The sequence below is a fragment of the Neobacillus sp. SAB-20_R2A genome (genome assembly GCF_049568635.1).
Lineage (GTDB): Bacteria > Bacillota > Bacilli > Bacillales > Cytobacillaceae > Neobacillus > Neobacillus citreus.
This window is the reverse complement of sequence record NZ_CP145895.1, coordinates 1,322,661-1,340,881: the sequence shown is the minus strand read 5'-3', so window position 1 is coordinate 1,340,881 and position 18,221 is coordinate 1,322,661. Positions and strand designations below refer to the sequence as shown.

Sequence of the window (18,221 nt, the reverse complement as noted above, 5' to 3'; positions counted from 1 at the left end):
TTCAATCGCTCCCTTATAATTATCAATTAACAAATTGTTAATTGTAATGATGAAAAAAAATTAGTATTTGGCATTATAAATGGATACATAAGGATCAAAATCATTGAATCGATACAGCTGTGCTTTATTCTTTGACCAACGATTGGTTTTTTGCGGCTCCCCATCCTTCTCTACTTTTTCAATAAAAGGGAGCGTTGGAGCTTTTCTAAAAAATTGAGAATCGAGCTTTAGCCAAGGCTCATCCATGACGGTCAGCAACACACCCTGCAGCTCGGAAAGAACAAATTCCTTTGGCAAAAAGTTTTTGGCAAGCGTTGTTAATGACATATCCTTTTTGATAAACCACAAAGCGTCATCAATAATTTGCTTGTGATCGAAAGCGAGGTCCAGCTGAAACACTTCATCCATCGAGAATAGCTCTACCTCCGCCGCATCGTCTGCTGCCTTCCTTTTAACCAGCTTATTTTCTGGTACAATCGCATAATGGGCGTTCGAGATAATCCAGCCCCGCTTGTCACGACCAAATTTGTCATATACGCCATAGTGCTTGATTTTTAGCCCTTCTACACCCGTTTCTTCTCTTAGCTCGCGAACGGCTGCATCATAGGCCGTTTCCGTTGGCTTAATAAAGCCGCCAGGCAAAGCCCATTTTCCCCCTTCAATATTGGGGTCGCCTTCTTTTGTCCGCTCCGCTCGTTTGATCAGCATGATCTTTAATGTTTTTTGGGGCGGCTTATAAGGACCCACTTCCATTGAAATAATCGTAAAAACGGCAATATCACTCGTATATCCATCAGGAGTCCGATATTTACTGACATCATAATTTAACAAAGCCTCGCTCACCTATTTCTGTTGTTTTATTAATTAACATTTTGTTAATTGTTATTTGTATTATATCATTGTTTAAATTTGATGTTACATTAATTTATCGACAAAATACAACACTGTCCTGTTTTTCAGAGTTTGTGAGGTACAGATCATCAGTGAATAAAAAAGCCCCAGCGCCTCAATATACCGAGTGCTGGGGTTTTTATTCACGTTAGAAGGTACCTTTTTTGGGAATGGGACACCACCGGGGCCGTCCGTGGCTACGAATAACTCCTTTCCTAGCAAGACGGATTAAATGCTTTTTTAGACACTTCAAATACTAGTCATGGTGAATTTCTTTTAAACCGCTTTTATTAGACATGTCCACTTCCTACCAAGGTGTTTTTGTCTTTAAAACTCTGGTTTAACAACCTCCCAACTTCGACCAGCTACTATTTTACCGGGATTTATAAAATAATACTTACAATCGTCCCCGAAAGGATACTGACTAGTGTAGCGCCATAAAGCAGCTTTAAGCCGAAGCGGGCCACCACATTCCCCTGCTTTTCATTCAAACTCTTGACCGCCCCGGTGATTATGCCGATCGATGAGAAGTTGGCGAAGGAAACAAGGAATACGGACAGAATTCCAAGTGTACGGTCACTGAAGTGATGGGTGCCTTTGGACAAATCCAACATCGCGACGAATTCATTGGTCACTAGCTTCGTGGCCATAATCCCACCGGCATTGACTGCCTCAGATAATGGAATCCCCATCATAAAAGCGATAGGGGCAAAGAGATACCCTAATAACTGCTGAAAAGAAATGCTGAACAATAACTCGAATACATGATTGATGGCCGCCATTAGAGCAATAAACCCAATCAGCATCGCACCAACAATAACGGCAACCTTAAAGCCATCCAGGATATACTCTCCCAACATCTCAAAAAAAGACTGTTTTTCCGCATTTTGAATCTCCAAAATATCTTCGCTTGGCTTTACCTCGTACGGATTAATAATCGAAGCAATGATAAAACCGCCAAATAAATTAAGAACTAATGCTGTGACGACATATTTGGGATCCAGCATCGTCATATAGGCGCCTACAATCGACATCGATACTGTAGACATTGCCGACGCACAGAGCGTATAAAGACGCTGTTTTGAAAGCATGCCCAGCTGTTTTTTTACCGTAATGAAAACCTCCGATTGCCCAACCATTAACGACGCAACCGCATTATAGGATTCCAGCTTTCCCATGCCATTCACTTTACTTAACAACCATCCTATTCCTCTCATAAGGAGCGGAAGAATTTTCAAATATTGCAGGATTCCTATTAATACAGAAATGAAGACAATTGGCAGCAGCACAGTTAAGAAAAATGGTGCCTCTCCCTTATTCGCCAATCCGCCAAACACAAAGGTAACACCTTCATTTGCATAATCGAGCAATTTGCTGAATACCTTTGAAATCCCTTGGATAATGATAAGGCCAAACTCTGTATTTAACAGCAATATGGATAAGGTTATTTGAATAGCAATCATCACAATAATGGGTATAAATTTTACCTCTTTTCGATTAGAGCTTGCCACCCAAGCGGCAAACACGACAATTAGAATACCTAAGATTGAAATAACATAGTGCATTTTTTACCTCCTGATGCGTTGAAACATTATGTACGGTTTCCCTTCCGGATTGTCTATAGTGTAGTAAGCTAGTATGTCCCCAGAAAGCATTGGTATATTTTGTCCAAATTTTATTTAAAAAATTAATGGAACGATTTGAATAGAATTGATATTAGCTTTAATAAAGAGGAGTGATTTTCTGGTTAATCGAGTGAAAGGAAAGAGCTTTTTCAAGCGAAAAGGTTCATAGAAAGGTTTTATGTGACCGGTCCGCTGATTTCTTCAAGAGTTGAGGCGCATAGAAAGGCTATATGCTACCGGTTCGCTAATTTCTTCAAGAGTTGAGGCGCATAGAAAGGCTATATGCTACCGGTTCGCTAATTTTTTCAAGAGTTGAGGCGCATAGAAAGGCTATATGCTACCGGTTCGCTGATTTTTTCAAGAGTTGGGGAGCATAGAAAGGCTATATGCTACCGGTTCGCTGATTTTTTCAAAAGTTGGGGCACATAGAATAGCCATATGCGACCGAACCACCTATTTTTTCATGCGTTGAGGCGCACAGAAGAGCCATATGCGACCGAACCGCTCATTTATTTAAGCGTTGGGGCGCATAGAAAAGCCATATGCCACCGGACAAGTAATTTTCCAAAATGGTTCGTCTCTATTGCGAGGCAATAAGTCATTCCTTCTTAATTAGAACAATTTTTAATCGGTCAGCACTAATCTTTTCGAAAAAAGCAAAATAAAAAACACTCACATTATATATGAGTGTTTTTATGATACCGGTGGTCGGGGTCGAACCGACACTCCTCACGGAACACGATTTTGAGTCGTGCGCGTCTGCCAATTCCGCCACACCGGCATATTATGGAGGCGGCAACCGGATTCGAACCGGTGGTAAAGGTGTTGCAGACCTGTGCCTTACCACTTGGCTATGCCGCCATATTATTTGGAGCGGAAGACGGGATTCGAACCCGCGACCCCCACCTTGGCAAGGTGGTGTTCTACCACTGAACTACTTCCGCATATTTGACTGGGCTAGCAGGATTTGAACCTACGAATGACGGAGTCAAAGTCCGTTGCCTTACCGCTTGGCTATAGCCCAATAATACAACATTTTCACTAATTCATCAATAATAAATTAATGGGGCGGCTGATGGGAATCGAACCCACGAATGTCGGAACCACAATCCGATGCGTTAACCACTTCGCCACAACCGCCATTACAGCATTGGCAGGGGTAGTAGGAATCGAACCCACACCAAAGGTTTTGGAGACCTTCGTTCTACCTTTAAACTATACCCCTATAAATGGTGGAGGGGGACGGATTCGAACCGCCGAACCCTGAGGGAGCGGATTTACAGTCCGCCGCGTTTAGCCACTTCGCTACCCCTCCATCTATATTATGCACTTGCTGCTAACAAGTGCCGGCAAGAGGACTTGAACCCCCAACCTACTGATTACGATTCAGTTGCTCTACCGATTGAGCTATACCGGCAAAATTGAATCAAAATGGTGGCTCAGGACGGAATCGAACCGCCGACACAAGGATTTTCAGTCCTTTGCTCTACCGACTGAGCTACTGAGCCAACATAAGTGGCGGTCTGGACGGGACTCGAACCCGCGACCTCCTGCGTGACAGGCAGGCATTCTAACCAACTGAACTACCAGACCGAATTGCGGGGGCAGGATTTGAACCTGCGACCTTCGGGTTATGAGCCCGACGAGCTACCGGACTGCTCCACCCCGCGATAATATTATGGTGGAGGATGACGGGATCGAACCGCCGACCCTCTGCTTGTAAGGCAGATGCTCTCCCAGCTGAGCTAATCCTCCGTTAAATGGTGACCCCTACGGGATTCGAACCCGTGTTACCGCCGTGAAAGGGCGGTGTCTTAACCGCTTGACCAAGGGGCCATTTTGAAAAAATTATGATGGCGGAGAGCAAGGGATTTGAACCCTTGATACGCGGTTAACGTATACACGATTTCCAATCGTGCTCCTTCGGCCACTCGGACAGCTCTCCATAAATGGCTCCGCAGGTAGGACTCGAACCTACGACCGATCGGTTAACAGCCGATAGCTCTACCACTGAGCTACTGCGGAATAATATAACAGCCTGGCGACGTCCTACTCTCACAGGGGCTTTCGCCCCAACTACCATCGGCGCTGAGAAGCTTAACTTCTGTGTTCGGGATGGGAACAGGTGTGACCTTCTCGCCATTACCGCCAGACCATTTATCAGACACTATTTTATTATAATGTCTTTTTCATATTTTGCAAGAGGAAATTTAAAATTTTTCATTCCCTCAAAACTAGATAATGCAGAAGAAGTAAATAAGAACGAGTTCACCTAAAAAACATGACTTGGTTAAGTCCTCGATCGATTAGTATCAGTCAGCTCCACACGTCACCGCGCTTCCACCTCTGACCTATCAACCTGATCATCTTTCAGGGATCTTACTAGCTTGACGCTATGGGAAATCTCATCTCGAGGGGGGCTTCATGCTTAGATGCTTTCAGCACTTATCCCGTCCGCACATAGCTACCCAGCGATGCCTTTGGCAAGACAACTGGTACACCAGCGGTGCGTCCATCCCGGTCCTCTCGTACTAAGGACAGCTCCTCTCAAATTTCCTGCGCCCACGACGGATAGGGACCGAACTGTCTCACGACGTTCTGAACCCAGCTCGCGTACCGCTTTAATGGGCGAACAGCCCAACCCTTGGGACCGACTACAGCCCCAGGATGCGATGAGCCGACATCGAGGTGCCAAACCTCCCCGTCGATGTGGACTCTTGGGGGAGATAAGCCTGTTATCCCCAGGGTAGCTTTTATCCGTTGAGCGATGGCCCTTCCATGCGGAACCACCGGATCACTAAGCCCGACTTTCGTCCCTGCTCGACTTGTAGGTCTCGCAGTCAAGCTCCCTTGTGCCTTTACACTCTGCGAATGATTTCCAACCATTCTGAGGGAACCTTTGGGCGCCTCCGTTACACTTTAGGAGGCGACCGCCCCAGTCAAACTGCCCACCTGACACTGTCTCCCACCCCGATGAGGGGTGCGGGTTAGAATTTCAATACAGCCAGGGTAGTATCCCACCGACGCCTCCACCGAAGCTGGCGCTCCGGTTTCTCAGGCTCCTACCTATCCTGTACAAGCTGTACCAAAATTCAATATCAGGCTACAGTAAAGCTCCATGGGGTCTTTCCGTCCTGTCGCGGGTAACCTGCATCTTCACAGGTACTATAATTTCACCGAGTCTCTCGTTGAGACAGTGCCCAGATCGTTACGCCTTTCGTGCGGGTCGGAACTTACCCGACAAGGAATTTCGCTACCTTAGGACCGTTATAGTTACGGCCGCCGTTTACTGGGGCTTCGATTCAGAGCTTCGCTTGCGCTAACCCCTCCTCTTAACCTTCCAGCACCGGGCAGGCGTCAGCCCCTATACTTCGCCTTGCGGCTTTGCAGAGACCTGTGTTTTTGCTAAACAGTCGCCTGGGCCTATTCACTGCGGCTCTTCGGGGCTATTCACCCCAAAAAGCACCCCTTCTCCCGAAGTTACGGGGTCATTTTGCCGAGTTCCTTAACGAGAGTTCTCTCGCTCACCTTAGGATTCTCTCCTCGCCTACCTGTGTCGGTTTGCGGTACGGGCACCTTTTATCTCGCTAGAGGCTTTTCTTGGCAGTGTGGAATCAGGAACTTCGGTACTATAATTCCCTCGGCATCACAGCTCAGCCTTATGGCAAGCGGATTTTCCTACTTGCCAGCCTAACTGCTTGCACGCACATATCCAGCAGTGCGCTTACCCTATCCTCCTGCGTCCCCCCATCACTCAAACGATAAAGAGGTGGTACAGGAATATCAACCTGTTGTCCATCGCCTACGCCTTTCGGCCTCGGCTTAGGTCCCGACTAACCCTGAGCGGACGAGCCTTCCTCAGGAAACCTTAGGCATACGGTGGATGAGATTCTCACTCATCTTTCGCTACTCATACCGGCATTCTCACTTCTAAGCGCTCCACCAGTCCTTACGGTCTAGCTTCAACGCCCTTAGAACGCTCTCCTACCGCGGACACCACAAGGTGTCCACCCACAGCTTCGGTGATACGTTTAGCCCCGGTACATTTTCGGCGCAGAGTCACTCGACCAGTGAGCTATTACGCACTCTTTAAATGGTGGCTGCTTCTAAGCCAACATCCTGGTTGTCTAAGCAACTCCACATCCTTTTCCACTTAACGTATACTTTGGGACCTTAGCTGGTGGTCTGGGCTGTTTCCCTTTTGACTACGGATCTTATCACTCGCAGTCTGACTCCCACGGATAAGTCATTGGCATTCGGAGTTTGTCTGAATTCGGTAACCCGATGAGGGCCCCTAGTCCAAACAGTGCTCTACCTCCAAGACTCTAACTACGTGAGGCTAGCCCTAAAGCTATTTCGGAGAGAACCAGCTATCTCCAAGTTCGATTGGAATTTCTCCGCTACCCACACCTCATCCCCGCACTTTTCAACGTGCGTGGGTTCGGGCCTCCATCCAGTGTTACCTGGACTTCACCCTGGACATGGGTAGATCACCTGGTTTCGGGTCTACGACTACATACTAATTCGCCCTATTCAGACTCGCTTTCGCTGCGGCTCCGTCTCTTCAACTTAACCTCGCATGCAATCGTAACTCGCCGGTTCATTCTACAAAAGGCACGCCATCACCCATGAACGGGCTCTGACTACTTGTAGGCACACGGTTTCAGGATCTCTTTCACTCCCCTTCCGGGGTGCTTTTCACCTTTCCCTCACGGTACTGGTTCACTATCGGTCACTAGGGAGTATTTAGCCTTGGGAGATGGTCCTCCCTGCTTCCGACCGGATTTCACGTGTCCGGCCGTACTCAGGATCCACTCAGGAGGGAACGAAGTTTCAACTACAGGGCTTTTACCTTCTATGGCCGGCCTTTCCAGACCGCTTCATCTACCCCGTTCCTTTGTAACTCCATGTTGAGTGTCCTACAACCCCGAAAGGCAAGCCTTTCGGTTTGGGCTGTTCCCGTTTCGCTCGCCGCTACTCAGGGAATCGCGTTTGCTTTCTCTTCCTCCGGGTACTTAGATGTTTCAGTTCCCCGGGTCTGCCTTCAATACCCTATGTATTCAGGTAAAGATACTGCTCCATTACGAACAGTGGGTTTCCCCATTCGGAAATCTCCGGATCGGCGCTTACTTACAGCTCCCCGAAGCATATCGGTGTTAGTCCCGTCCTTCATCGGCTCCTAGTGCCAAGGCATTCACCGTGCGCCCTTTCTAACTTAACCTAAAAGGTTTTACTTACTCTTAAAAATAAGAGAGAAAAACTAAAATGGCGATTACTCGGTTCTTACTTGGTTACTTCTTCTTTTACGATTATCTAGTTTTCAAGGAACAAAAAGTTTTGAGAGATAATTCCCTCAAAACTAAACAAACAAGAAACAATCAAACAAACATGTATTGTCTGGCTCATATGTCCAGCTTATATCCTTAGAAAGGAGGTGATCCAGCCGCACCTTCCGATACGGCTACCTTGTTACGACTTCACCCCAATCATCTGTCCCACCTTAGGCGGCTGGCTCCTTACGGTTACCCCACCGACTTCGGGTGTTACAAACTCTCGTGGTGTGACGGGCGGTGTGTACAAGGCCCGGGAACGTATTCACCGCGGCATGCTGATCCGCGATTACTAGCGATTCCGGCTTCATGCAGGCGAGTTGCAGCCTGCAATCCGAACTGAGAATGGTTTTATGGGATTGGCTCCACCTCGCGGCTTCGCTGCCCTTTGTACCATCCATTGTAGCACGTGTGTAGCCCAGGTCATAAGGGGCATGATGATTTGACGTCATCCCCACCTTCCTCCGGTTTGTCACCGGCAGTCACCTTAGAGTGCCCAACTGAATGCTGGCAACTAAGATCAAGGGTTGCGCTCGTTGCGGGACTTAACCCAACATCTCACGACACGAGCTGACGACAACCATGCACCACCTGTCACTCTGTCCCCCGAAGGGGAAATTCCTATCTCTAGGAGTGTCAGAGGATGTCAAGACCTGGTAAGGTTCTTCGCGTTGCTTCGAATTAAACCACATGCTCCACCGCTTGTGCGGGCCCCCGTCAATTCCTTTGAGTTTCAGCCTTGCGGCCGTACTCCCCAGGCGGAGTGCTTAATGCGTTAGCTGCAGCACTAAAGGGCGGAAACCCTCTAACACTTAGCACTCATCGTTTACGGCGTGGACTACCAGGGTATCTAATCCTGTTTGCTCCCCACGCTTTCGCGCCTCAGCGTCAGTTACAGACCAGAAAGCCGCCTTCGCCACTGGTGTTCCTCCACATCTCTACGCATTTCACCGCTACACGTGGAATTCCGCTTTCCTCTTCTGCACTCAAGTCCCCCAGTTTCCAATGACCCTCCACGGTTGAGCCGTGGGCTTTCACATCAGACTTAAAGGACCGCCTGCGCGCGCTTTACGCCCAATAATTCCGGACAACGCTTGCCACCTACGTATTACCGCGGCTGCTGGCACGTAGTTAGCCGTGGCTTTCTGGTCAGGTACCGTCAAGGTACCGGCAGTTACTCCGATACTTGTTCTTCCCTGACAACAGAGCTTTACGACCCGAAGGCCTTCATCGCTCACGCGGCGTTGCTCCATCAGACTTTCGTCCATTGTGGAAGATTCCCTACTGCTGCCTCCCGTAGGAGTCTGGGCCGTGTCTCAGTCCCAGTGTGGCCGATCACCCTCTCAGGTCGGCTACGCATCGTCGCCTTGGTGAGCCGTTACCTCACCAACTAGCTAATGCGCCGCGGGCCCATCTGTAAGTGTCAGCCGAAACCGACTTTCAACCTTCCCTCATGCGAGGGAAGAAATTATCCGGTATTAGCTCCGGTTTCCCGAAGTTATCCCAGTCTTACAGGCAGGTTGCCCACGTGTTACTCACCCGTCCGCCGCTAACCACCGGGAGCAAGCTCCCAGTGATTCGCTCGACTTGCATGTATTAGGCACGCCGCCAGCGTTCGTCCTGAGCCAGGATCAAACTCTCCAATAAAGTTGAGTTGATTAGCTCAAAAATGTTACGTTGGCTTCGTTTCAAAAGAAACGAATATTATTGTTTGTTGACGTTTTTGTTTGTTTAGTTTTCAAAGAACTATCTTGCGCGCCGCTCAAAAGCGACTTTATTAATATAACACATGGTGTTTGTTAATGTCAACACCTTTTTTAAAACCGTCTACTGCGGAAAACTTTTTAAAAATGTTTCGCAGCGACGGTTATTAATATATCAAGTATTCACGAAAAGGTCAATAGCTTTTTTTGTTTTTTTACGATAGTTTTTGACTAACGCGGTAACAGCGGTGAAAAACACCTTGTCCCTTTGTCTCAACATTAACGATTTCTAATAAATGTTTTTCAATTAAGTATTCAAGCAGGACTGACATATCAACGGAATACGGCATCAATTCCGGCTCACTCATGATTTCACTAAACATCCAATGCTCTTTTTTACTTAAAACGTCTATTAAGTGGGAGGAACCGATGTTAGTTCTGGAGTGGATCAAGAATTCACTGGCAAGGAATAAAAGCTCGAGCCTTTGTTCCAATGTTTCCTCACTCACAACCAACTCAACATATAATTTATAAATTTCCGGTTCGATTTGCTTCACTTGCTGCCAAACCGTCAGTTCAGGATGAAGGCCATTTTCAATAATCGCTAATCTCGCCAGATGATGCAGGGAGTGAACGACATAATTATAGGCATCTAAATACTGTTTATTTTCAAACAGTGCTTTCCCATCCACATAGCGGCGGATTAACTTCGCAAATTCCAACCCCATTTTTATTTTTCGGCCATGGAACGGAAATTCTTCTAGTTCCTTTTTTAGATTGGCTACATATTCATTGCGGTCAAATAAAATTTTGGAATGATGAAGCCATTCAAAAATCTTTCGGTTGCTGCCTATTAAAATCCATTCTTGCAGCTGCGGCTCAGTGATAATATGCATGGCGGCTTTTTTGTCATCATACGAATAATGTTTTGTATATACAGGCTGATCTGCTTCTTTCACAATCATTAAAAGAATCGCATCAAACGAATCCGTCGTTTGACTTGACCGTTGTTTCTTTTCTACCAATAAAATCCCCAGGGTATTTAATTGGCTTGCCCTTTCTTGATAAATGGGCCGAAGAATGTCTTCCATCTTCTATACCTCCATTTTTCTAGCTAGCAATATATGTTCGACAGGAAGAAGAAATATCCTTCTAAAATTTAAGACAAAATTCGACATTCTTCTGTGTATCCTTTTTTCTCAATGGAGAATTGTGGTATAGTTTGTCTAGGAGGGAGAATCATGGCAAAATATTCGAGTAAAATAAATAAAATTAGAACGTTCGCATTGTCGTTGATCTTTGTTGGTTTTATCGTTATGTATGGTGGTATTTATTTTCGTACTTCACCACTTATTATGACCATCTTTATGATTTTTGGTCTGCTTTTTATTATCGCCAGCACGGTTGTTTATTTCTGGATTGGCATGCTGTCAACCAAAACCATTTCTGTCAAATGTCCCAGCTGCGGCAAACCCACTAAAATGCTTGGCAGGGTAGATATGTGCATGCACTGCCGCGAACCTTTGACTATGGATAAAGCCCTGGAAGGCAAGGAATTTGACGAAACTTATAATAAAAATAAAATGAAATAAAGGGATGACCAGCAATCGGTCATCCCCTTTTTTATAAACAAACAGCCGACTCCAAATTAGAATCGGCTTTACATTAGTGAACTTCTTTAGCAGAGCAATCCGGACAAGTGCCGTAAATTTCCATGCGGTGATTCGCCACTTTAAAACCAGTGACATGTGTTGCCAAGTGCTCCACTTCATCCAAGCCAGGATAGTGGAAATCAACAATTTTCCCGCATTCCTCACAGATTACATGATAGTGATGGGTGGTAACAAAATCAAAGCGGGCAGATGCATCTCCATAGGTCAATTCCTTTACAAGGCCTACCTCACGAAATACTCGTAAATTATTGTAAACCGTCGCCACACTCATATTCGGGAATTTGCCCTCTAACGCTTTATAAATTTCATCTGCAGTAGGATGTGACATCGAGCTTATTAAATATTCAAGTATCGCATGACGTTGCGGAGTAATACGCACCCCAGTATCCTTTAAGGTATCCAACGCTTCTTTTAATTGATTCATCGCCATGCACCTCTTTTCAAAAAGATATTCTTACATTGTAATTGTTATAATTAGTTTACTAGGTAATTTGTACTTTTGTCAATATTGTAATACTGCAAACACCGAAGTTCATTAGCTATGTAATGTTTGTTCAGAAGCTCCTAACTGGTGGTTGACAAATCTTGCCGTGACAAACAACAAGTCAGAAAGACGGTTTAAATACGCCAGCACAAGCGGATTGACATCCTCCCCTAAGCCGACGGCACATCTTTCTGCTCTTCTTGCAATGGTCCTGGCCACATGGAAGGCTGCACCTGCAGGATGTCCCCCAGGTAAAATGAAATTCGTCAACGCCGGCAGGCTTGAATCCCATTCGTCAATTTGTTTTTCCAGTTCTTCAATATCCACTAAAGCTAATGACCACTTTACTTCCTTCCCTTTCGGAGTCGCGAGCTCAGCACCGACATGAAATAGGTTTGTTTGTATTTTATGATATGCTTTTTCAATTATTTCTTTCCCTTGAAAATTTTCCTTAGTTAAATAGCTTAATGCCAGTCCAATCATCGAATTCGTTTCATCACAGGTTCCGTAGGCCTCGACGCGAAGGTCGTTCTTTGCTACCCTTTGCCCGTAAATAAGTGAAGTTGTTCCTTTATCCCCTGTTTTCGTATAAATTTTCATTTTTCAATACCCCCTATTGGTAAATTTCAGCTTCACATGTCTATAAATCTTTTCTTCATCATATCACCTAGGTCATTTATTAGAAAAGAAAGAAGGCATAAAAAAGGGGTCCGAATGGACCCAATAAGTTTTATCTGAGGAGGTATGCCCTAATAAAATGATATTCACATGAAGCACTTTTGCATTGGACAAAAGCCTTTTCTTGCGAAAATAGGCAGTCTATTATTGGTTTTCCCTGATATAGGTTAAGGCTTCTTCGACATGCCCTTTCACCTGAACTTTTCTCCATTCCTTCGCAATATTGCCCTCTTTATCAATGATAAAAGTCGACCGTTCAATGCCCATGTATTCTTTCCCGAAGTTTTTCTTTAGCTTCCAAACACCGTAATCCTCCGCCACTTGATGATCGGTATCGGCAAGGAGCAGGAATGGCAGACCGTATTTCTCAACGAATTTTTGATGGCGGTCTACCGGATCTGGGCTGACACCTAAAATAACGGCATTTAAGTCGGCAAACTGCTCATGTTGATCACGGAAATCACACGCTTCAGTCGTGCATCCCGGCGTCATATCCTTTGGATAAAAATAAAGCACAACATATTTTCCTTTTAACTCTGACAAAGTAACCTTCTCGCCAGTTTGTGCTTCTAGTGTAAAATCAGGTGCTTGTTTACCAATTTCTACTGTCATTTTATTCACTCCACTTTGAAAAATATTCCTATTTATAGCCTAACCAATGTGATGGAACAATACAACTTTCGTGCACCTGTGATTTATTTTTCCCGATCAAACATGACCTTGGCCACGAAGGCCGCTGGGAGCGTATAGCCTATTAATGCTTCAATGACGGCAACCAGCCTTCCGATTCCCTGAGGAATCACATCTCCATTGCCAACTGAGAACAACATCATCGCGCTAAAATAAAAGCTCGTTTCAAAAATGTTCCGGTGTTCGGCGTTATTTATTTCCGCCAAGACCTTCATTCCCGCTAATTCAAAAATTAAATAAATCAGCCCAAATCCGAAGATGACAGTTAAATAGCATGTTCCTAAATAAAAGAAATTGTCAAAGGACACCAATTTGCCCTTAATCGTGTTGGGAATAAACAAGGTTCGAATACTCATGAAAATGCAAAAAATCACAATCGGCAGCAAGAAATAAATCACAAGACCACCTCTAATATTTGTACAGATTAGTTCATTGTATGTGGGCTTGACCAATAAAATATCAAAAAACCGTGCCGAATGTAGCACGGTTTTAATTAATTATTAATTGCCGGCGCCGCGGTATTTTTTGACACCCTGATTCCAAAGAAATACGGAGAGCGCAAAAAAGATGATGCCGATTACAGGTGTTAAAAACGAATAGATATACCATTCTTGTTTTTCAAGAAAAAAAGCAGCGGGATAGACGCCAACGAAAGCAAACGGCAAAATCCAAGTGAGCACGAAGCGGATCACCGTATTATAGATATTGACCGGATAGCGGCCGTAGTTGCTGATGTTGTACATCATCGGCATGAGCGAGGTTTTCGCATCCGCCCAGAAGCTGACGCAGGCGAGCATCACAAAGATGCCGCCGTAAACAAGCGCGCCGCCGATGACGAAAATAATAAAGAGAATCGGATCAAACCAATCCACCTGCAGGTTTAACCGGCTACCCGCATAAAACATGACAGCCAAGCCGGTGACCGCCCCTAATAAAGCTTCCAGTTCCAGCCGCTCGAGGATAATCTGAAAAAGACTATGAATCGGCCTAGTTAGGATACGGTCAAGCTCTCCCCTTACAATATAACGCTCGTTGAAATCCCAGATATTAAAGAAGGCCGAAAAGACCGCGTAAGGTACTAAGAAAAATCCATATATAAAAATAATTTCATCACGGCTCCAGCCGCCGAGCAGCTGGGTGTGGCCAAAGACGACCAGAATAAAGACGAGATTGATGGCTTGAGACATCAGGTCCGAGAAAAACTCGACAAACAGGTCAGACCGATATTGCAATCTTGTTTTCATATATTGCGACATGTATTGAAAAAACATCGTTACGTAAAACACCATTTACCCTCCTTGAATGACCAGCTGTTTTTTCGCAATAACCCAAAGAATTTGGATGGGAATGAGGAGGATGATAACCCAAATAAATTGCTGGCCGATGGCTTGAATGGCCTGCTGGTGCGTGAATCCCTCTGTATAGATCATGCTTGGTATATAGCTGATTCCCTGAAACGGCAGGAATTTCATAATTCCCTGCGCCCAGCCCGGGAAAAAGCTCATCGGCAAAAGCAGCCCGGAAAACAGGTCAATGACGACCCGCTTAGCACGGATTAGGCCTGAATTATTATATAAGAAGAAAGTCGTAATTCCGGTTAACAGATTTAACTGGGTGTTAATGAAAAAGCTTAATAGGATGGAGATGGCGAATAATCCCCATACGCCTGGCTTTAATGTGATTTGGATTGGAAATACAAAATAAACAATAATGAGTCCCGGCAGCGAGAAGAAAAATAACCGAAAAATCCCTTCCCCCAGTCCCTGCATGGTTTTCATGCCGAGGTAGTTGTAGGGACGGATCAGTTCAACGGCCACCTTCCCTTCCATGATTTCCATCGCCATTTCCCGGTCCAGGTTGTTGAAATAAAAGGCCCGCGCCATCCAGGAAATCGCCACATAGGTTGTCATTTGTGTAATGGATAGACCCTGGATTTCCTCCTTGCCGCTGTAGATCGCTGTCCACAGAAAATAATAGGCGCCGATGTTGATGCCGTAAATGAGGATGCCCGTATAATAATTTGTTCGGTAGGCGAGCATCATTAAAAAACGGATGCGAATCATTTCTAAATATTTATCCAACTTCCACCGCACCCTTTTCGTAAATATTGCGGATGATTTCTTCCGTGGATGTTTCGTTGATTTTAATGTCCTTTATTTTAAAAGCAGCGACGATTTTGGCAATCAGCTGTGAGATGAGTTCGTCGTTGTTTTGCATGTTAGCGGTAAAGATTTGTTCCTTTTCGTCGTGCTCCCATTTGACAGGAAGAGCGGCTGTAAGTTTTTTTACGGCTGGCAGATCGACTTTTTCAAGGAACTGGAATTGCAGCTCTTTGCCATCCCCTAATGTGTCTTTTAAATTTTTCAAAGCCCCATCATAGATGATATTTCCTTCATCAAGCATAATGACGCGTTCGCATAATGCCTCTATGTCTGAGAGGTCGTGCGTTGTTAAGAGAATGGTTGTATTGTATTTTTCATTGATTTCTTTTAAAAATTCACGGATTTTTAGTTTTACTAGGACATCGAGGCCGATCGTCGGTTCATCCAGAAAAAGAAGCGGCGGATTGTGGATGAGTGCCGCGGCCAGCTCGCAGCGCATTCGTTGTCCGAGCGATAGCTTTCTGACTGGTTTGTCGAGAAGCGGCTCGATATCAAGTGTTTTGATGACATGGTTCATATGGTCGTCATATTGTTCATCCGTTACCTTATATACCTTTTTGAGGAGCCGGAATGACTCCTGGACGGCGATGTCCCACCATAGTTGGGAACGCTGGCCAAACACGACGCCGATGGTTTGAACAAATTTCTCCCGCTCCTTATGGGGATTCATGCCGTTCACTTTGATTTGCCCGCCTGATGGGGTTAAAATACCTGTTAACATTTTGATGGTTGTTGATTTACCGGCCCCGTTTTCGCCGATATAGCCGACCATTTCCCCTTGCTTGACGTTAAAACTGATATCGTTGACGGCACGTGCTATTTTATAATTTCGTGTAAAAAGGTCGCGGAACGCGCCCGCTAAGCCGGAACGGCTGGAATATGCTTTGAATTCTTTTCGTAAGCTGTTTACTTCTATAGCGTTCTTCATTTATATGGCACCTCCTGATGTGGCATGTGGCTTACCCTAATGTTTTAGTTTAGCCAATCGGAGGCGGAGGTACAACTATCTTGCTTTTTATATTTTTGGAGAAGGATTGGGGCTGGAAGTGGGTTGCTATTCTTGTAAATTGGATGCGAGTTGATTCCTATTAGATAGTTCTTGATTTGAGACAGGGGAAATGTCTTTTAGAGGTGCTCTTATTGGACAAAAACGTCCCACCTTCAACTCATGATGTCCTTCATCAGCCTCTTGAAGACCAAATCCAACTCATTCCCGACCCATAATGTCCTTCATCGCCCCTATGAAGACCAAAATCATATCAGCCCCGACCCATAATGTCCTTCATCAGCCTCTTGAAGACCAAATCCAACTCATCCCCACCCCACAATGTCCTTCACCCCCGCCCCACCCCAAAATGTCAAAATAGTAAATCACAAAAAACATGCTAGAATAGGAATGTTAATAAAAAAGGAGGAAACCCAAGTGCATTTTACCAATTCAGAACGAATACATAATGAAGCTCTCGAACATATTGTCGGCGGGGTCAACAGCCCATCCCGTTCCTATAAGGCAGTCGGCGGAGGCGCACCGGTTGTGATGGAACGCGCTCAGGGCGCTTATTTTTGGGATGTTGACGGCAACCAGTACATTGATTACCTTGCTGCTTACGGACCGATCATTACCGGTCATGCCCACCCGCATATAACCGAAGCCATCAAGCGTGCGGCAGAAACCGGCGTCCTATACGGAACTCCGACGCCGCATGAAGTAAAATTCGCCAAAATGCTAAAGGAAGCTATTCCTTCATTAGACAAGGTCCGCTTTGTCAACTCTGGAACAGAAGCGGTCATGACGACAATCCGTGTAGCCCGCGCGTACACAGGCCGAGACAAAATCATCAAATTTGCCGGCTGCTATCATGGTCACTCTGACCTTGTTCTTGTCGCCGCTGGTTCTGGGCCGTCAACCTTAGGTACTCCGGATTCAGCAGGCGTACCGAAGTCGATCGCCCAAGAAGTTATTACTGTCCCATTCAATGATATTGAACCGTACAAAGAAGCACTAGAAAAATGGGGCGATCAAATTGCCGCTGTTCTCGTTGAACCGATTGTCGGCAACTTCGGAATCGTCGAACCAAACCCTGGTTTCCTAGAACAGGTAAATGAACTTACCCACGCGGCTGGTGCGCTAGTAATCTACGATGAAGTCATTACAGCCTTCCGGTTCATGTACGGCGGGGCCCAAGACCTCCTCAACGTCAAGCCTGACCTTACCGCAATGGGGAAAATCATTGGCGGCGGACTGCCAATTGGAGCCTATGGCGGACGGAAGGAAATCATGGAAACAGTCGCCCCTCTAGGTCCTGCCTACCAGGCGGGAACAATGGCCGGCAACCCTGCCTCGATCCTATCGGGAATCGCCTGTTTAGAAGTGTTAAAACAAGAGGGCCTTTATGAATACTTAGATCGCCTTGGCGCGATGCTCGAAGAAGGTATTCTTGAGGCTGCTAAGGAACACAATATCCAAATTACCATCAACCGCTTAAAGGGTGCCTTAACCGTCTATTTCACTGATGAGAAAATTGAAAATTATGAGCAGGCGGAAAAAACGGACGGTGAGATGTTTGCGAAGTTCTTTAAACTGATGCTGCATCAAGGAATCAACCTCGCTCCATCCAAATATGAAGCTTGGTTCCTCACAATCGCCCATACTGAGGAAGATGTGGAAGCAACTCTCCACGCGGTCAGGAATGCATTTTCTTCACTAAAATAGGAATAAATATGCATATTTCATGCACGAAAGGGAGCTATACATGCTCTCTTTTTATTCAAAAAAACAAATTGTAAACGTTTTCATGTAAGGCTTTTCATCTATATTTTCGATTAGAATCATGCCAAATTGATATCCAAACTCTTGAATAATTATTTGATTTCTGAAAATTCGTATGATACGATATGTTTATTATTTTTCCTTTTTTCTCTTAACTTTTTCCTGCATTTTTTCAAGTTATCAATTATCAGGAGGTGAAGCGGCTTCCTTTAGGA

General features: G+C 45.4%; 12 protein-coding genes, 15 tRNA genes and 3 rRNA genes. 2 read left to right on the top strand and 28 right to left on the bottom strand.

Going from position 1 to position 18,221, the window contains the following annotated elements; all coding sequences use genetic code 11:
* Positions 1 to 60 precede the first annotated feature (60 nt).
* The 21 genes from V5M37_RS06690 to V5M37_RS06590 form a co-directional block, all read right to left on the bottom strand.
* A complete protein-coding gene (locus V5M37_RS06690; RefSeq protein WP_423801312.1) occupies positions 61 to 831 on the bottom strand; it encodes an NUDIX domain-containing protein in 771 nt (256 codons plus the stop codon).
* A gap of 443 nt (positions 832 to 1,274) precedes the next feature.
* Positions 1,275 to 2,456 carry a NupC/NupG family nucleoside CNT transporter gene (locus V5M37_RS06685; RefSeq protein ID WP_423801311.1) on the bottom strand — a complete coding sequence of 394 codons (1,182 nt, stop codon included), beginning with the start codon at positions 2,454 to 2,456 and terminating at the stop codon, positions 1,275 to 1,277.
* 759 nt (positions 2,457 to 3,215) lie between these two features.
* Positions 3,216 to 3,297, bottom strand: a tRNA-Leu gene (locus V5M37_RS06680).
* Positions 3,298 to 3,303: 6 nt separating this feature from the next.
* Positions 3,304 to 3,377 (bottom strand) — tRNA-Cys (locus V5M37_RS06675).
* Positions 3,378 to 3,385: 8 nt separating this feature from the next.
* Positions 3,386 to 3,460, bottom strand: a tRNA-Gly gene (locus tag V5M37_RS06670).
* An 8-nt stretch (positions 3,461 to 3,468) separates the two neighbouring features.
* A tRNA-Gln gene (locus tag V5M37_RS06665) sits at positions 3,469 to 3,540 on the bottom strand.
* Positions 3,541 to 3,580: 40 nt separating this feature from the next.
* Positions 3,581 to 3,656 (bottom strand) — tRNA-His (locus tag V5M37_RS06660).
* Between the two features lie 11 nt (positions 3,657 to 3,667).
* A tRNA-Trp gene (locus V5M37_RS06655) sits at positions 3,668 to 3,741 on the bottom strand.
* A gap of 5 nt (positions 3,742 to 3,746) precedes the next feature.
* Positions 3,747 to 3,831: transfer RNA gene (locus V5M37_RS06650), tRNA-Tyr, on the bottom strand.
* 29 nt (positions 3,832 to 3,860) lie between these two features.
* Positions 3,861 to 3,933 (bottom strand) — tRNA-Thr (locus V5M37_RS06645).
* 15 nt (positions 3,934 to 3,948) lie between these two features.
* A tRNA-Phe gene (locus V5M37_RS06640) sits at positions 3,949 to 4,024 on the bottom strand.
* A gap of 8 nt (positions 4,025 to 4,032) precedes the next feature.
* A tRNA-Asp gene (locus tag V5M37_RS06635) sits at positions 4,033 to 4,109 on the bottom strand.
* Between the two features lie 3 nt (positions 4,110 to 4,112).
* Positions 4,113 to 4,186: transfer RNA gene (locus V5M37_RS06630), tRNA-Met, on the bottom strand.
* Between the two features lie 9 nt (positions 4,187 to 4,195).
* Positions 4,196 to 4,271: transfer RNA gene (locus V5M37_RS06625), tRNA-Val, on the bottom strand.
* A 6-nt stretch (positions 4,272 to 4,277) separates the two neighbouring features.
* A tRNA-Glu gene (locus V5M37_RS06620) sits at positions 4,278 to 4,352 on the bottom strand.
* Between the two features lie 18 nt (positions 4,353 to 4,370).
* Positions 4,371 to 4,461 (bottom strand) — tRNA-Ser (locus V5M37_RS06615).
* Between the two features lie 5 nt (positions 4,462 to 4,466).
* Positions 4,467 to 4,541, bottom strand: a tRNA-Asn gene (locus V5M37_RS06610).
* An 11-nt stretch (positions 4,542 to 4,552) separates the two neighbouring features.
* Positions 4,553 to 4,669: ribosomal RNA gene (gene rrf / locus V5M37_RS06605) — 5S ribosomal RNA — on the bottom strand.
* A 133-nt stretch (positions 4,670 to 4,802) separates the two neighbouring features.
* Positions 4,803 to 7,737, bottom strand: a 23S ribosomal RNA gene (locus V5M37_RS06600).
* A 206-nt stretch (positions 7,738 to 7,943) separates the two neighbouring features.
* A 16S ribosomal RNA gene (locus tag V5M37_RS06595) occupies positions 7,944 to 9,493 on the bottom strand.
* The 16S, 23S and 5S rRNA genes sit together here with 15 tRNA genes alongside, the layout of an rRNA operon.
* A 271-nt stretch (positions 9,494 to 9,764) precedes the next feature.
* The gene (locus V5M37_RS06590; RefSeq protein ID WP_423801310.1) at positions 9,765 to 10,640 is read right to left on the bottom strand and encodes a nucleotidyltransferase-like protein; all 876 of its coding nucleotides are present in this window, start codon (positions 10,638 to 10,640) and stop codon (positions 9,765 to 9,767) included.
* Positions 10,641 to 10,787: 147 nt separating this feature from the next.
* On the opposite strand from V5M37_RS06590, the gene V5M37_RS06585 reads away from it, so the two are divergent.
* Positions 10,788 to 11,141, top strand: a complete 354-nt coding sequence (locus tag V5M37_RS06585) for a YgzB family protein (protein WP_338088298.1) — start codon at positions 10,788 to 10,790, stop codon at positions 11,139 to 11,141.
* 73 nt (positions 11,142 to 11,214) lie between these two features.
* On the opposite strand, the gene perR is transcribed toward V5M37_RS06585, so the two are convergent.
* From perR to V5M37_RS06550, 7 genes are all read right to left on the bottom strand, one after another.
* Complete coding sequence (gene perR / locus V5M37_RS06580; RefSeq protein WP_378584452.1) at positions 11,215 to 11,652, bottom strand: peroxide-responsive transcriptional repressor PerR; 438 nt, start codon at positions 11,650 to 11,652, stop codon at positions 11,215 to 11,217.
* A 105-nt stretch (positions 11,653 to 11,757) separates the two neighbouring features.
* Positions 11,758 to 12,306 carry a cob(I)yrinic acid a,c-diamide adenosyltransferase gene (locus V5M37_RS06575; RefSeq protein ID WP_213146709.1) on the bottom strand — a complete coding sequence of 183 codons (549 nt, stop codon included), beginning with the start codon at positions 12,304 to 12,306 and terminating at the stop codon, positions 11,758 to 11,760.
* A 222-nt stretch (positions 12,307 to 12,528) separates the two neighbouring features.
* Positions 12,529 to 12,996 carry a thioredoxin-dependent thiol peroxidase gene (gene bcp / locus V5M37_RS06570; protein WP_213146708.1) on the bottom strand — a complete coding sequence of 156 codons (468 nt, stop codon included), beginning with the start codon at positions 12,994 to 12,996 and terminating at the stop codon, positions 12,529 to 12,531.
* 83 nt (positions 12,997 to 13,079) lie between these two features.
* On the bottom strand, positions 13,080 to 13,472 hold the full coding sequence (locus V5M37_RS06565; protein ID WP_241113897.1) for an ion channel: 393 nt from the start codon (positions 13,470 to 13,472) through the stop codon (positions 13,080 to 13,082).
* A 102-nt stretch (positions 13,473 to 13,574) separates the two neighbouring features.
* Complete coding sequence (locus tag V5M37_RS06560) at positions 13,575 to 14,360, bottom strand: ABC transporter permease (RefSeq protein ID WP_423801309.1); 786 nt, start codon at positions 14,358 to 14,360, stop codon at positions 13,575 to 13,577.
* Between the two features lie 3 nt (positions 14,361 to 14,363).
* Entirely contained in the window at positions 14,364 to 15,155 is a 792-nt protein-coding gene (locus V5M37_RS06555; protein WP_213146707.1) for an ABC transporter permease, read from the bottom strand.
* A complete protein-coding gene (locus V5M37_RS06550; protein WP_423801308.1) occupies positions 15,148 to 16,164 on the bottom strand; it encodes an ABC transporter ATP-binding protein in 1,017 nt (338 codons plus the stop codon). The genes V5M37_RS06555 and V5M37_RS06550 overlap by 8 nt, the downstream gene beginning before the upstream one ends.
* Positions 16,165 to 16,659: 495 nt before the next feature.
* Between V5M37_RS06550 and V5M37_RS06545 the strand changes: the two genes are divergently transcribed.
* Positions 16,660 to 17,949: a glutamate-1-semialdehyde 2,1-aminomutase gene (locus tag V5M37_RS06545; protein ID WP_423801307.1), complete on the top strand. Its 1,290-nt coding sequence runs from the start codon at positions 16,660 to 16,662 to the stop codon at positions 17,947 to 17,949.
* Positions 17,950 to 18,221: the final 272 nt, after the last annotated feature.